Annotated in this window: 15 protein-coding genes; 3 read left to right on the top strand and 12 right to left on the bottom strand. The window is 73.1% G+C overall.

What is annotated here, in order from left to right:
* Positions 1–65: 65 nt before the first annotated feature.
* The 3 genes from ACWERV_RS06100 to ACWERV_RS06090 form a co-directional block, all read right to left on the bottom strand.
* A complete protein-coding gene (locus ACWERV_RS06100) occupies positions 66–257 on the bottom strand; it encodes a hypothetical protein (RefSeq protein ID WP_452929398.1) in 192 nt (63 codons plus the stop codon).
* A gap of 170 nt (positions 258–427) precedes the next feature.
* A complete protein-coding gene (locus ACWERV_RS06095; RefSeq protein WP_452929643.1) occupies positions 428–967 on the bottom strand; it encodes a molybdenum cofactor biosynthesis protein MoaE in 540 nt (179 codons plus the stop codon).
* 128 nt (positions 968–1,095) lie between these two features.
* A complete protein-coding gene (locus tag ACWERV_RS06090; protein WP_398182935.1) occupies positions 1,096–2,199 on the bottom strand; it encodes an SDR family oxidoreductase in 1,104 nt (367 codons plus the stop codon).
* A 167-nt stretch (positions 2,200–2,366) separates the two neighbouring features.
* Between ACWERV_RS06090 and ACWERV_RS06085 the strand changes: the two genes are divergently transcribed.
* On the top strand, positions 2,367–3,884 hold the full coding sequence (locus tag ACWERV_RS06085; protein WP_452929394.1) for a zinc-dependent metalloprotease: 1,518 nt from the start codon (positions 2,367–2,369) through the stop codon (positions 3,882–3,884).
* Complete coding sequence (locus ACWERV_RS06080; protein ID WP_452929392.1) at positions 3,881–4,414, top strand: NUDIX hydrolase; 534 nt, start codon at positions 3,881–3,883, stop codon at positions 4,412–4,414. The genes ACWERV_RS06085 and ACWERV_RS06080 overlap by 4 nt, the downstream gene beginning before the upstream one ends.
* A gap of 75 nt (positions 4,415–4,489) precedes the next feature.
* Here the strand turns inward: ACWERV_RS06080 and ACWERV_RS06075 are convergent, their stop codons facing one another.
* The 4 genes from ACWERV_RS06075 to ACWERV_RS06060 all read right to left on the bottom strand — a co-directional run bounded on the left by ACWERV_RS06075 (position 4,490) and on the right by ACWERV_RS06060 (position 8,282).
* Positions 4,490–5,254, bottom strand: a complete 765-nt coding sequence (locus tag ACWERV_RS06075; RefSeq protein WP_452929389.1) for an AIM24 family protein — start codon at positions 5,252–5,254, stop codon at positions 4,490–4,492.
* A 16-nt stretch (positions 5,255–5,270) separates the two neighbouring features.
* Positions 5,271–5,954, bottom strand: coding sequence for an AIM24 family protein (locus tag ACWERV_RS06070; RefSeq protein WP_398182923.1), 684 nt, complete (start codon positions 5,952–5,954; stop codon positions 5,271–5,273).
* Between the two features lie 6 nt (positions 5,955–5,960).
* Positions 5,961–7,610 (bottom strand): TerD family protein, encoded by a 1,650-nt coding sequence (locus ACWERV_RS06065; RefSeq protein ID WP_452929386.1) that lies wholly within the window; start codon positions 7,608–7,610, stop codon positions 5,961–5,963.
* A 72-nt stretch (positions 7,611–7,682) separates the two neighbouring features.
* Positions 7,683–8,282: a M48 metallopeptidase family protein gene (locus ACWERV_RS06060; RefSeq protein WP_452929383.1), complete on the bottom strand. Its 600-nt coding sequence runs from the start codon at positions 8,280–8,282 to the stop codon at positions 7,683–7,685.
* A gap of 338 nt (positions 8,283–8,620) precedes the next feature.
* Here ACWERV_RS06060 and ACWERV_RS06055 point away from each other — a divergent pair, with 338 nt between their 5' ends.
* Positions 8,621–9,994: an ABC1 kinase family protein gene (locus tag ACWERV_RS06055; RefSeq protein WP_398182914.1), complete on the top strand. Its 1,374-nt coding sequence runs from the start codon at positions 8,621–8,623 to the stop codon at positions 9,992–9,994.
* Between the two features lie 37 nt (positions 9,995–10,031).
* Here the strand turns inward: ACWERV_RS06055 and ACWERV_RS06050 are convergent, their stop codons facing one another.
* From ACWERV_RS06050 to ACWERV_RS06030, 5 genes are all read right to left on the bottom strand, one after another.
* Positions 10,032–10,208, bottom strand: coding sequence for a hypothetical protein (locus ACWERV_RS06050; protein ID WP_452929380.1), 177 nt, complete (start codon positions 10,206–10,208; stop codon positions 10,032–10,034).
* 108 nt (positions 10,209–10,316) lie between these two features.
* The gene (locus ACWERV_RS06045; protein ID WP_398182908.1) at positions 10,317–10,637 is read right to left on the bottom strand and encodes a hypothetical protein; all 321 of its coding nucleotides are present in this window, start codon (positions 10,635–10,637) and stop codon (positions 10,317–10,319) included.
* On the bottom strand, positions 10,634–10,993 hold the full coding sequence (locus ACWERV_RS06040; protein ID WP_031520210.1) for a WhiB family transcriptional regulator: 360 nt from the start codon (positions 10,991–10,993) through the stop codon (positions 10,634–10,636). The genes ACWERV_RS06045 and ACWERV_RS06040 overlap by 4 nt, the downstream gene beginning before the upstream one ends.
* Before the next feature lie 160 nt (positions 10,994–11,153).
* On the bottom strand, positions 11,154–11,492 hold the full coding sequence (locus ACWERV_RS06035; RefSeq protein ID WP_452929376.1) for a hypothetical protein: 339 nt from the start codon (positions 11,490–11,492) through the stop codon (positions 11,154–11,156).
* A gap of 137 nt (positions 11,493–11,629) precedes the next feature.
* Positions 11,630–13,849 carry an ATP-dependent DNA helicase UvrD2 gene (locus ACWERV_RS06030; RefSeq protein ID WP_452929374.1) on the bottom strand — a complete coding sequence of 740 codons (2,220 nt, stop codon included), beginning with the start codon at positions 13,847–13,849 and terminating at the stop codon, positions 11,630–11,632.
* Positions 13,850–13,900 lie beyond the last annotated feature (51 nt).

Genomic DNA, 13,900 nt, shown 5'->3' with positions numbered 1-13,900 from the left:
GACAGTACGTGACCGGTGTGCGGTCCGGCCCCCCGGGTGAGCCCGGAAGGGTAGCCGGGCGGGCCTCAGACGGGCTCGGCGTCGGTCTCGTCCGTCTCGCCCTTGCCGATCGTCAGCGGCGGCCGCTCGCCGGGCTGCATGGCCGTGCGGAATCGCTCGTAGCCCGCCAGTGACGCGCCGTCGGAGTTGGTGCGGCCGCGGGCCGCCCAGCGCGCCCAGACCACGGCGACCAGCACACCGAACAGGGGAATGACCAACCACGCAAGTGCCGCCACGGCGAACTCCCGACCCGACGCATGACGAAATCGTCACATACCGACCTATGAGCAGATTAACCACCCACCAGGTCAACGCTCGGCCGGGGCGCGGGGTTACGCAACCGGAATTCCCCCTGGCAGCCGACCGCCCGCGGCGCGGGGCGGGGCGGTCAGACGCCGACCCACTCCTCGGTGCCGTCGGCGAAGGTCTGCTGCTTCCAGATCGGCACCTGGCTCTTGAGGTCGTCGATGAGCCTGCGGCTCGCCGCGAAGGCCTCGCCCCGGTGCGGGCACGACACCGCGACGATCACCGCGAGGTCGCCGACCCGCAGTTCGCCCACCCGGTGGACGGCGGCCAGCGCCGTGACCGGGAAGTCGGCCGCGACCTTCTCCGCGACCTGGCGCAGCGCCTCCTGCGCGGTGGGGTGCGCGGTGTACGTCAGCCCGGTCACGGCGGCGCGGGCGCCGCCGTCGTGGTCGCGCACCGTCCCGACGAACAGCGTCGTACCGCCCGCCGCGTCGTCGCCGACCGCCGTGACGACCTCGTCCACGGACAGCGGGGTGTCGCGGACGGCCAGCAGCCGGATCGGGCCGACGGCGTCGGTGCGGTCGGCCGTTCCCCCGCGGTCGGCGGCCGTTCCCCCGCGGTCGGCGGCCGTTCCCCCGCGGTCGGCGGCGTCACTGCGGTCGGCGGGGTCGGTGGGTGTCATACCAGCCATGCTTCCTCATCCTCCCGCGCCGCGGAAAGCCGCTTCCGGTGTGGCCCCCGCCTCCCCCCGCCTCCCCCGGCCTCCCCCGCTGCCCGCCCGTGCCCCGTCCCGCCCCCGGTCCCGCCCGCTCAGATGCCGCGCCGCTTGCGCGCCCGGCGGACCAGCGCCGCCGTGCCGACCAGCGCGACCGTGGCCCCCGCCGCGCCCAGCGTGGTGGCGTCCTTGCGGCCGAGCCGCCGCCCGGCCACCGAGTTGCGGCCCGCGACCTCCTTGAGCAGCTCGGCGAGCACCTCCTCGTTGGTCCACCGCGGCCGCCAGCCCGCCTCGTGCAGCCTGCTGCCGCTGACCACCCACGGGTGCATGGTGTAGGCGAGGTCGCCCGCGGGCGAGGGTGTCAGCCCCAGCCGGTGCAGCCGGGAGGCGGCGCCGAAGGCGATGGCGGGCGGCAGCTCCATGCGCCGGATGCCGCTCAGCTCCTCGACCTCCTCCTGCTCCAGCCAGCCGTCGCAGCCGACGGCCATCTCCCCCTCGACCTTCTCCAGCACCGCGTATTCGAGCGCCGACACCAGGTCCTCGACGTGGCAGAACTGCCAGCAGGGGCGGCTGCCCGCGACGACCAGCAGCCGCGGCGACTCGAAATACCTGGTCAGGGCGGTGTCCGTGCCGCCGACCAGCACCGCGGGGCGCAGGATCGTGACGTTCAGCCCGGGGTGCGCGCGGGGTGCGCGGCGGCCCAGCCGCTCGATCTCCAGCAGGTCGTCGACGAAGCTGGCCTCGGACGTGGCGCGCAGCGGCGCGTCCTCGGCGAGCGGCACGTCGTTGTCGGCCTGGGCCCCGTAGACCATCGCCGAGGTGCACAGCACGACCCGGCGCACCCCGGCCGCCGCGGCGGCGGTGAGCACGGTCTGGGTGCCGCGCACGTTGAAGGCCGAGCGGGCCTTGGGGTCGGACTCCAGGTCGAGGTCCACCGCGAGGTGCACCACCACGTCCGCGCCGCGCAGCCGCTCGGCGATGGCCGGGTCGCGCACGTCGAGCACCCGCCACGCCGCCTCGGGCACCTCCCCGCGCCGCTCGTCGATCGCCAATACCTTCCTGACCTGGTCGGACTCGGTCAGGCGGCGGGCCAGCGCGAGCCCGACGCCGGACGCGGCACCGGTGACGGCGACCACCGGTCCCGTACCGCCGCGGGCGGCGCTCCGCTCTGGGCGAACGTGTCCATCTGGGGAACTCACCGGGTGTCTCCCACGGTTGTCTCAGTTACGTACGCGGCCTTGCGTACGCGGCCCGTACCCGCCACGCACGCAGCCATCCTGCCGGACAGGTGTCTAGGCTTGGAGGTACAGCCCATCACACCCGGCCGACCACGACAGCCCACCACGACACAGATCCGAGGAATCCCGTGAGCGACATCCCATTCGGATTCGGCGTCCCTCCGGAGGAGCCCGAGGACGGCGACGAAGGCAAGCAGCGCAAGGGCGGTGGGGAGGGCGACGCCACCGGGGGAAGCGGCGGTCCGGCCAATCCGTTCGGTTTCGGGGGCGCGGGCCCCTTCGGCGCCAATCCCTTCGGCGCCGGCGGCGAGAACCCCTTCGCCGCGATGTTCGGCTCGATGAACCCCGGCGACCTGGGCGCGGCCTTCCAGCAGCTCGGCCAGATGCTCTCCTACGACGGCGGCCCGGTGAACTGGGACATGGCGCGGGACATCGCCCGGCAGACCGTCGCGCAGGGCACTGCGGACGGCGTCAAGGACTCCTCCGTCGGCCGGGCCGACCGCGCGTGGGTCGAGGAGGCCGTGCGGCTGGCCGACCTGTGGCTGGACGGTGTGACGTCGCTGCCCTCGGGCGCCCGCACCGCCGTGGCCTGGAGCCGCGCGGAGTGGGTCGAGGGCACGCTCCCGGTGTGGAAGGACCTGGTGAATCCGCTCGCCGAACGCGTCGCGGGCGCGATGGGCGACGTCATGCCGGAGGAGATGCAGGCCATGACCGGGCCGCTGCTCGGCATGATGCGCTCCATGGGCGGGGCGATGTTCGGCTCCCAGATCGGGCAGGCGCTCGGCACACTGGCCGGTGAGGTCGTCGGCTCGACCGACGTCGGGCTGCCGCTCGGCCCCGCGGGCAAGGCGGCGCTGCTGCCGGCCAACGTGGCGGCGTTCGGCGCCGGGCTCGGGGTGCCGATGGAGGAGGTGCGGCTGTATCTCGCCCTGCGCGAGGCCGCCCACCAGCGGCTCTTCGTGCACGTGCCGTGGCTGCGGGCCCATCTGTTCGGCGCGGTCGAGGGCTATGCGCGGGGCATCAAGGTGGACACCGCGCGGCTGGAGGAGGCGATCGGCCAGCTCGACCCGACGCAGCCCGAGCAGCTCCAGGAAGCCCTCCAGGGCGGCATGCTGCAGCCCGAGGACACCCCGGAGCAGAAGGCCGCGCTGGCCCGGCTGGAGACGGCGCTCGCGCTCGTCGAGGGCTGGGTGGACGCGGTGGTGCACGCCGCCGCGGCCCCGCACCTGCCGTCCGCGGGCGCGCTGCGCGAGACGCTGCGCCGCCGCCGGGCGACCGGCGGGCCCGCCGAGCAGACCTTCGCGACGCTGATCGGCCTGGAGCTGCGCCCGCGCCGGCTGCGGGACGCCTCGCGGCTGTGGGCGTCGCTGACGGACGCCCGGGGGGTCGACGGGCGGGACGGCCTGTGGGCGCACCCCGACATGCTGCCGACCGCCGCCGACCTCGACGACCCGGACGGCTTCGTGCACCGCGAGTCCCTGGACATCGACTTCTCCGAGCTGGACCGCATGCTCGGCGAGGCGGCGGACGGCACCGACGGCGCCGACAACACCGACACCACGGACCGCGCCGACGACGCGGACGCCGGAGAAGGTGACGAGGACGGCTCCGCCGGGGGCCCGTCGAAGGGTGACGGCGGCAAGTGAGCGCACTGTACGCGGACACCGTCGCCGTCCTGGAGGGCTGGCAGGCGCCCTCGGCCGAGCAGGACGTGCTGCGCAAGGACTATCTGGCACATCTGGCCGCGCACGGCGAGAACGGGCTGTGGAAGCCGTGCGAGGCCGGGCACATCACCGCCAGCGCACTGGTCGTGGACCCGCCGCGGGAGCGGGTGCTGCTGACGCTGCACGCCAAGATCAAGATCTGGCTCCAGATGGGCGGCCACTGCGAGCCGGAGGACGGCGCGCTCGCGCAGTCCGCGCTGCGCGAGGCCACCGAGGAGTCGGGCCTCGCGGGGCTGCGGCTGCTGGCGCCGCAGCCGGTGCGGCTGGACCGGCACCTGACGCCCTGCGCCTGGCATCTGGACGTGCAGTACGCGGCGCTGGCGCCGGAGGGCGCGGCGCCGGTGATGAGCGACGAGTCGCTGGATCTGAAGTGGTTCGGTTACGACGAGGTGGCCGAGGTCGCCGACACCTCGGTGCGCAATCTGCTGGCGGGGGCGCGCGCGCTGCTGTGAGCGTGCGGGAGGGCCGGGAGGACGCGGTGCGTCCTCCCGGCCCTCCTTCCGTGTCGGCGGGGGTCGGCCGGACGGTCAGTTGGACCAGATGTTGCCGGGGTTCTGCCCGCGGGCGCCCTGCTGGCCCATGCCGTACTGCCCGCGCAGGCCGCCGCCGATCTCGGCGTGCTGCGGCGGCATCTGCTCACTGGGCTGCACCAGGACGTAGCCCTGGCCGACGAAGTTCAGCTCCCAGCCCTCGCCGGTGTTGCCCCGGCGGCGCCAGACCGAGCTGCTGCTCGTCTGCGCCTGCATCTGGACCCGCAGGCTGCTGGACCAGGCGACGACGGCGTCCGCGTCGCACGACACGTACTTGTCCGGCGTGACCTGCATCAGCAGCGGCTTGCCCGAGGTCATGAGGGCGACCTTGCCCTGACCTGCGATGTTGAGGTTGTACTGACCCGTGCCGGACAGGCCGAACTGGCTGTCCACCGCGATGACGTCCCAGTGCAGGCCGGAGTCGAGGGCGAGGACGTAGGCGCTGTCCACCGTCAGGCCGTCGTGGTCGACGTCGAGGATGTGGATCTGCTGCGCGAGGTTGGCCAGGTAGACGGTGCCCTGGCCGGAGCAGCGCATCAGGTCCAGGCCCTCGCCGGTGCGGTAGCGGGCACCGCGCTGCTGGTGGGACTGGTACTCGCCGTCGAACTCGATCATCCCCTGGTAGGCGACCATCGAGCCCTTGCGGGCCAGGCAGTCGGGCCCGGTGTTGCCGTCGAGGCGCACCCGCAGCAGGTAGGAGTTCTGCAGGCTGTAGTGGTCCTGGTTCTGGACCTCGGTGTACGCGAACAGCGGACTCTGCATGATGTGTCGCTCCCCCTCAGCCCCGCGCCCGCAGGCGGTCGGTGCTGTCCTCGCTCGGCTGTACCACCACGAAGCCCTGCCCGGAGAAGGCGATCTGGAAGGCCTCCCCGCTGCCCCGCCCGATGAGCGAGCCGGCCCTGAAGCTCCGCTTGGCCTTCATCTTCAGGCCGGACGACCAGGCCACCAGCGCGTCCGGGTCGACGTACGTCTCGTCCTCGCCGCGGCCGCAGTCGACCACGATCGGGGTGCCGCGGGAGGTGACGGCAACCCATCCGCTGCCGGACACCCCGACGTTGAACAGGCCCTGCCCGGCGAACTTGGCCAGGCCCTTGACCCGCTCGACGCCCCAGGTCAGATGGGCGTCGAAGGCGAGCAGATTGGTGCCGTTGACCGACACCGACTCGTTGTTGAGGTTCAGGCACACCACGTCGGCGCCGTAGTCGGCCAGGTAGAGCAGGCCGTCACCGCTGCACTTCATGATCGGCGTGCCCTCACCGGTCAGCCACGCCGAGGCCATCTGCCGCACCGCCGGGGGATTCGGCTCGTACTGCACGAAGCCCTCGTAGGCGACCATCGAGCCGGTGCGCGCGAAGAGGTCCTGGCCGGTCACCATGGCGACCTTGAGCATGTGTGAGCCGTGGTTCTCCATCCGGGCCGCCACCGGGGTGGGTGCGTAGCCCGCGATCATCTGCTGGTCCATGGCGGGTCACACCTCGTAGGGCTGGACGACGATGAAGTTGCCGGGAGCGCCGCGGAACTGGAGGTTCACGGTCTCGCCGCTGTGGCCGGGGTAGGCGCTCCTGCGCAGCCGCACCTGGCTGGAGACGATCACCTGGGCGCCGGCCGACCACGCCACGATGGCGTTGCTGTCGGCGTAGGTGGTCGGGGTGACGGGCAGCACCACCGGGACACCGTGGGTCTTGACGACCACCGTGCCCGTGCCCTGGAAGAGCATGGTGAACAGCGCGCCGCCGGGGATGCCGTGGCCCTCGATCCGGCGCACCTCGTGCTGGAGGCTCTCGTCGAAGGCGAGCACATTCTCCGCGGAGACGCAGATGGCGTCGTTCTGCAGCTCTATCGGGTGCAGGTAGGCGGCGTTCTCGGCGAAGAAGACCTGGCCGTTGCCGGTGCAGCGCATGAGCTGCATCTCCTGGCCGGTCATGTTGCCGACGATGCGGCCGGTGAAGCCCGCGCCCTTGTAGGCGAAGTCGACCTTGCCCTGGTAGAGCACCATGCTGCCCTGCCGGGCGAGCACCGGCTGACCGCCGCCCTGGGCGAGGTCGGCGCGCATCATCTTCGGATTCTGCGCCGTCCAGCGCTGGCCGGTGGGCAGCTCGCGGTACTTCTGCATGACCACGGCCATCCCCGCGCCCTGCGTCGGGACGGGCGGCTGCCCGTACCCCGCGGCGGGGGGCTGGCCGAAGGCGGGCTGCTGGCCGCCGAAGGGCGGCTGCGCGTAACCGGGCGGGGGCTGCTGGCCGAATCCGGCGGGTGCGCCGGGCGGGCCGGGCGGCTGGGCGTATCCCGGCGGGCCGGGCTGGCCCGGGAAGGCGCCGGGGGCGCCGGGGGTGGGGCCGGGGGGCGGGACCTGGCCGAAGGGCGGCGCGGTGGGCTGGCCCAGCGGGGCGACCATGGTGGGCGCCTGGTGGACGTCGCCGGGCGGGGTGCCGAACGCGGGCGGCGCGGGGGCCGGGGCGGGCGGCGGCGTACCGAACGCGGGCGGGGCCGGGGCGGCGGCGCCCGGCGGCGGGGCGAAGCCCGGGGCGGGCGCGGGCGCGCCGGGGGGCGGCGCGAAACCGGGGGCGGCGGCGGGCGCGGCGGGCTGCTCCTCGGCGACCTCGCCGCCGAAGTTCTGCAGCAGCGCGGCGAGCCCGCCGTCGAAGCCCTGGCCGACCGCGGCGAAGCGCCATACGTCCTTGAGGTAGATGTCGGCGAGCATCACCGCGCGCTCGGTGGAGAACTCCGCGCCGGTGAACGAATAGCGCACGACCTCCTCACCGCCCGCGACGAGCCGCAGGTAGCCGGGGCCGATCTGCGACATCTGGCCGTCGCCGTCGATGGTCGCGGTGAAGCTCAGCCGGTGCACCGCGGGGGGTATGCGGTCCAGCGTGACCCGGAAGGACTCGGTGTCGCCGGACTGCGCGCCCAGCAGCTGGATGGACTCCTCGGGCGACTTCGGCTGGTTGAAGAAGACGAAGTAGCGGTCGTCCGACAGCTCTTCCTTGGCGTCCAGACCGAAGCAGCTGATGTCGAAGGTGAGGCCCGGCGCGGCGATCGAGACGCCGACGTACAGATCCGTACCCGCGGTCAGATCGCTGATCTTGGCCTTGTGGCCGCGCTGGAATTCCCTGGCCATGGATCGACCGGCCCCCATCCCGTCTGGCGTGCGTGTGCGTTGCGACAGGCTAACCGGTCACGCCGACAGGGGCTATTCCCCCATGGCCTCGGTGGCCTGGAGGTCCTCCCCCTCGTCCCGGCCGCCCCTGGCCTCACGGTCCGCCACCCCCTCCAGGAAGCCGCGGGCCCGCTCGGTGCGCGGGTAGCTGTCCAGCAGCTTCCAGAAGGCGGGGCCGTGGCCGGGCACCAGCAGATGCGCCAGCTCGTGCAGCAGGACGTAGTCGATGACGTACTCCGGCATGCCCTGCAGGCGGTGCGAGAGCCGGATGGTGCCCTCGGACGGCGTGCACGAGCCCCAGCGGGAGTTCTGGTTGGTGACCCAGCGCACCGTGTCGGGTACGGCGCGTCCGCTCAGGTACTGGCCGGACAGCCGTTCCGCGCGGGCGGCCAGCTCCGCGTCGCCGGGGGTGCGGCGGCTCTCCTGCGCGGCCAGCTTCTCCAGCATCACCGTGACCCAGCGCTGCTCCTCGGCCGCCGACATGCGGGCCGGGATCAGCACCACGGTGCGGTCGCCGTCGCGATAGGCGGACACGGTCCGCCGCCGCCGGGCACTGCGGCGGACTTCCACCGTGCTCGTCCGGTGGCTGCGGGCGGGCTGGCTGGCGAGATTGTGCGCTGGATCGGCCGACACGCTGTCGACCGTACCTGCTGTCCGTCCGGGAAGTCCCGTCTCCAGGCCGGTTGCCCGGGGAATCACGACCCTTCTTACGCATATTGAACGACTTTCTTCACCGGATCCCCTCCGAGACCCGTCGCTCACCTGCGTTTTTACGGCCCCCGAGGGGCTGCGGCCGACAGGGCGACCTTCCCCACACCCTGTGGACAACCTGTACGGGGAGGGGGCGCGATACGGCATTCTGAAGGGGTGGACACGGAGAGTGACAGCGTACGTATCCTGACCTGCTCTTGACCGGGCAGGCGGCGGGGCCAGGCACAATGGCGAAGTGACCGACGCGAAATGAGGCGCGCATGTCCGATCTTCCGCGCAAGGCTGTGACCCGTACCGCGAAGCTGGCTGCACTGCCCCTGGGATTCGCCGGGCGGGCCACGCTCGGGCTCGGAAAGCGGCTCGGGGGCAGGCCGGCCGACGAGGTGGCCGTCGAGTTGCAGGAACGCACCGCGGAGCAGTTGTTCAAGGTGCTGGGCGAGCTGAAGGGCGGGGCCATGAAGTTCGGCCAGGCCCTGTCGGTCTTCGAGTCGGCGCTTCCCGAGGACGTCGCGAGCCCCTACCGCGCGGCGCTGACCAAGCTCCAGGAGGCGGCCCCGCCGCTGCCGGCCCGCACCGTGCACCGGGTGCTGGCCGAGCGGCTGGGAGCGGACTGGCGTTCGCTGTTCGCCGAGTTCGAGGACACCCCGGCCGCGGCCGCCTCGATCGGGCAGGTGCACCGCGCGGTGTGGGGCGACGGACGCAAGGTCGCGGTGAAGGTGCAGTATCCGGGCGCGGGCGCCGCGCTGCTGTCGGACCTGTCGCAACTGGGCCGGGTGGCACGGCTGTTCGGGCCGCTGGTGCCGGGCATGGACGTCAAGCCGCTGCTGGCCGAGCTGCGCGAGCGGGTCGCGGAGGAGCTGGACTACGCCCTGGAGGCGCAGGCGCAGCACACCCACGCGGTGGAGTTCGCCGGGGATCCGGATGTCGTGGTGCCCGACGTGGTGCACCAGGCCGACCAGGTGCTGGTCACCGAGTGGATGGACGGGGTGCCGCTGTCGGAGGTGATCTCCGGGGGCAGCCCGGAGATGCGCGACCGGGCGGGCCAGCTGCTGGCGCACTTCCTCTTCGCGGGCCCGGCGCGCACCGGGCTGCTGCACGCCGATCCGCATCCGGGCAACTTCCGGCTGCTGACGGACGAGGGCCCGGTGTCCGGCTGGCGGCTGGGCGTGCTGGACTTCGGCACGGTCGACCGGCTGCCCGAGGGCCTGCCGCTGCCGATCGGCACCGCGCTGCGGCTGGCGCTGGAGGGCGAGGCGGAGCAGGTGCACGCGATGCTGCGCGAGGAGGGCTTCGTCAAGCCGACGATCACGCTCGACTCCGACGCGGTGCTCGACTACCTCAAGCCGATCATCGAACCGGCCGGGCGCGAGGAGTTCGCCTTCGACCGGGCGTGGATGCGCGCGCAGGCGGCCAGGATCGCCGATCCCCGCTCGCCCGCCCACCAGTTGGGCAAGCAGCTCAACCTGCCGCCGTCCTATCTGCTGATCCACCGGGTGACGCTGAGCACGGTGGGCGTGCTGTGCCAGCTGGGCGCCACCGTGCGGCTGCGGGCGGAGCTCCAGGAGTGGCTGCCCGGCTTCGCCGCGGAGGGCGGGAAGGAGTCCGGGCCGGACGAGGGCGCCGCGGCGGGCTGAGGGCGTCGCCGCGGCCGGGTGAAGCGGGGCGGGGCGGTCACCACCAGGAGGAGTCGAGCCGGCTCTCGATGCTGCGCAGGTGGCGGCGGGCGCAGTCGTCGCAGAAGTAGACGCGGCGGCCGTTCTCGACGGAGCAGGTCCAGGTCAGCGGCAGTCCCTCGCGCGTGGCCCCGCAGCGCGCGCAGGTGGTGGTCTGGTCGTTCTTGTGATCCACCGGGCGACGATACCTCCAACCGCGCACGGTTGCCGGACAACGCACCGCGGGGCCGGTCCGAATGGACCGGCCCCGCGGTGTCGTCGGTACTGCCGGGTGGTGCGGCCGTTACTGCATCACGGCCAGGGCCAGCGCCCGCCGGGCCCGCAGCGAGGCGCGTTCGGCGCGCCGCTGGAGCCGCCGGGCGGCCAGCAGGTGCGAGGCCCTGCGTTCTTGCTCGGCCTCCGACATCCGCTGTTGCATATGGGCACGGGCCAGGGCTTCGGGCATGAGTTGCATGTGGTGGTTCCTGTTCTGGTGCGACGCCATGGCGTCAGAGGTACGAGCGGTCTGTTCGAGGCGGCTGGGAGTCATCGGGGCCTGATTCATCGGATCGTGGGTGGCGGGACGGTCGATCGTCCCCGGGGTGGTGAGCCTGCGCGTGTTCATGCCGCGACCGCGTTCTTGCGCGGACGGCCACGCGGACGCTTGCGGGGTACGACGACGCCCTGGATGAACAGCTCGCCGCCCCAGACACCCCAGGGCTCACGGCGGTCCTTGGCACCGGCGAGGCAGGCCTCGCGGACCGGGCAGGTCTGGCAGAGGGACTTGGCGTACTCCACGTCGGCCGGGGACTCGGCGAAGAAGACCTCCGGGTCGTAGGTGCGGCACGGGACGGGGACGCCGAGGCGCTCGATCTCGTCGTCGAGCTCGGTCAGGGGAAGCAAGGTGGTCTCCGGGGGCTGTGCGGGCGGGCGGCTCGGGTCGGGGGCGGGTCCGGACGGTGCGTGCTGGGCGGTGTGCACGGTGTGTTCGTTCCTCGTCTTTCGGGCCGGCCGGGTCGGCCGGTGTGCTGTTGTGTCTGTCTGTCCGCGGACGACGGCGTCCGTCCGCGGGCGGAAAACAGAAGGGCCGCGGATCCCGGTCTGGGATTCCGCGGCCCTGAGGTGCCGACCTGATGCGATGTCAGGCTGGATCACTCCAGGGTTCGAGCCCGCGGAAGGCCCACTTACCGAACTGCTGCGTCTTCTGCTGTCCATTGCCGAAGCCATGGGCGCCTGCGGCACCGATGACGGTCTGGTTGCCGGCATCCGCTGCCACCGCCGCGCGGCCGAAGGCATACGCCTTCGCCTGCGCTGCCGCTACCGCGGACGCCTCGGTCGGTCGCTCACTGCGCAGCCGGGCAGCCGGAGCTGCCGCGAGAAGCGCGGAGGACATCAGACCGGTGGCAGCCGAGGGCATGCCGAGAATGGCGGGGGCGACCGGACGATCGGTCAGTTTCGTGATCAGAATCTGCGTGGACATCTGGCTCGCCTCCTCTCGGCGTCTCGTAAGGCTGATGAACCGTTCTTGCGTATTACATCACGATCGGGCGGGCTCTTGGAAGAGCCGTTCTCAACCGCGCTCGTGAAGGCTATGGGGACCCCCGCGGGATGCGCAAACTATTTTTCGGCTCCTTCTTCAGATTTCTCGGAAGCTTCTCGCGCGGCCCCCTCGGCCCCGTCCGCGGCCTCGTCCCCGGCCTCGCCCGCGCACAGCGCGAGCACGTCGGCCCCGAACTTGTCGAGCTTGCGCGCGCCCACCCCGGGGATCACCGCGAGGCCCCCGGCGTCCTCCGGCCTGACCTCGGCGATCGCCAGCAGCGTCCGGTCGGTGAAGACGCAGTAGGCCGGCTGGCCGAGCGCCTTGGCCTGCTCCGAGCGCCAGGCGCGCAGCCGCTCGAACAGGCCCTCGTCCAGATCCGACGGGCAGTCCTCGCAGCGCATGAGCTTGATCTCGCGGGCGTCCGACAGCGTCCGCCCGCACACCCGGCACAGCACCGGGCCGCGCCGCTTGCGCCCGCCGGAGCCGCGCTCCACCCCGCCCGCGCCGCCGCCCGCCGTGCGGGCGCCGCGCGGTGCGGAGCCGGGCCGCAGCCCGTCCAGGAACCGGGAGGGCTTGCGGGTGCCGCGGCCGCCGGGCGAGCGGGACAGCGCCCAGGACAGCGACAGGTGCTCCCGGGCCCGGGTGACGCCGACGTACAGCAGCCGGCGCTCCTCCTCGACCTGCTCGTCGGTCTTGGCGTAGGTGATGGGCAGCGTGCCCTCGGTCAGGCCGACGACGAAGACCGCGTCCCACTCCAGGCCCTTGGCCGCGTGCAGCGAGGCGAGCGTGACGCCTTCCACGGTCGGGGCGTGCTGCACCCCGGCCCGCTCGTCCAGCTCGGCCACGAAGTCGGCGAGCGTCGCGGCCGGGCGGGCGGTCGCGAAGTCCTCCGCGAGCCGCACCAGCGCGGCCAGCGACTCCCAGCGGTCCCGCACCGCGCCGGATCCGGCGGGCGGCTCCGAGGCCCAGCCGCGGGAGCTGAGGACGGCCCGTACCTGGTCCGGCACCCCGGCCGCGGTCTCCTCCGGGTCGGTGGAGGCGCGGGCGGCGCCGCGCAGCAGCATGCCCGCCTCGCGCACCTCGGGCCGTTCGAAGAAGCGCTCGGCGCCGCGCAGCTGGTAGGGCACCCCGGCGTCGGCGAGGGCCTGCTCGTAGACCTCGGACTGGGCGTTGATCCGGAAGAGCACCGCGATCTCGCTGGCGCGGACCCCGGAGTCCATCAGCTCGCGGATCCGCCGGGCGGCTCCGGCGGCCTCGGCGGGCTCGTCGGCGTACTCGGTGTACGAGGGCTCGGGGCCGGCCTCGCGCTGGGAGACCAGTTCCAGGCGGTGCGCGGCGGCCTGCCCGCGGGCCTGTCCGAGCAGGCCGTTGGCCAGGGAGACCACCTGGGGTGTCGAGCGGTAGTCGCGCACCAGCTTGACGACGGTGGCGTCCGGGTAGCGGGAGCGGAAGCCGAGCAGATACTCGGGGGTGGCGCCGGTGAAGGAGTAGATGGTCTGCGACGCGTCGCCGACCACGCACAGGGTCTCCCGGCCGCCGAGCCACAGGTCGAGCAGCCGCTGCTGGAGCGGGCTGACGTCCTGGTACTCGTCCACCACGAAGTGCTGGTACTGGGAGCGGACGGTGTCGGCGACGTCCGGCCGGTCCTGGAGCACCCCGACGGTCAGCAGCAGCACGTCCTCGAAGTCGATCATGCCGCGGTCGCGCTTGAGCTGCTCGTACGTGGCGTAGATCCGGGCGACCTCGGCGGGGTCGCGCGGTACGTCCCGGCCCGTCTTGGCGGCGACCGCCGGGTAGTCCTCGGGCACGGTCTGGGTGACCTTGCACCACTCGATCTCGCTGGTGACGTCCCGCAGCTCGTTGCGGTCGAGCCGGATGCGGCTGCGCGCACCGGCCTCGGCGACCAGCTGGACCTTGCGCTCCAGCAGCCGGGGCATCTCGCCGCCGATCGCGCGCGGCCAGAAGTACTGGAGCTGGCGCAGGGCCGCGGAGTGGAACGTACGGGCCTGGACGCCGCCCGCGCCGAGCTGCCGCAGCCGGCCGCGCATCTCGCCGGCTGCCCGCGCGGTGAAGGTGACCGCGAGCACGCTCGCCGGCTGGAGGATGCCGGCCCGCACGCCGTAGGCGATCCGGTGGGTGATCGCCCGGGTCTTGCCCGTGCCGGCACCGGCCAGCACGCACACGGGGCCGCGCAGCGCCGTCGCCACGGCGCGCTGCTCGGGGTCGAGGCCGTCGAGCACCGCGTCCGCCGACTCGGGCGCCGAGGGAAAGAGCGTGTCGTGGGTTGTCGCAGTCACACCGCCACTCTGCCAGGTCCGGCGGACAGCCCGGGAAAGTTGTCCACAGGC

This window comes from Streptomyces sp. NPDC004031 (assembly GCF_053604375.1).
The sequence above is the reverse complement of the archived record's forward strand: the minus strand, read 5'-3'. Positions and strand labels throughout refer to the sequence as shown.

Coding starts and splice junctions, on each gene's coding strand:
- ACWERV_RS06065 (WP_452929386.1), bottom strand. CDS start 7,610: ATGGCCAGGGAATTCCAGCGCGGCCACAAGGCCAAGATCAGCGATCTG.
- ACWERV_RS06045 (WP_398182908.1), bottom strand. CDS start 10,637: ATGAACACGCGCAGGCTCACCACCCCGGGGACGATCGACCGTCCCGCC.
- ACWERV_RS06075 (WP_452929389.1), bottom strand. CDS start 5,254: ATGCAGAGTCCGCTGTTCGCGTACACCGAGGTCCAGAACCAGGACCAC.
- ACWERV_RS06095 (WP_452929643.1), bottom strand. CDS start 967: ATGACACCCACCGACCCCGCCGACCGCAGTGACGCCGCCGACCGCGGG.
- ACWERV_RS06035 (WP_452929376.1), bottom strand. CDS start 11,492: ATGTCCACGCAGATTCTGATCACGAAACTGACCGATCGTCCGGTCGCC.
- ACWERV_RS06055 (WP_398182914.1), top strand. CDS start 8,621: ATGTCCGATCTTCCGCGCAAGGCTGTGACCCGTACCGCGAAGCTGGCT.
- ACWERV_RS06070 (WP_398182923.1), bottom strand. CDS start 5,954: ATGGACCAGCAGATGATCGCGGGCTACGCACCCACCCCGGTGGCGGCC.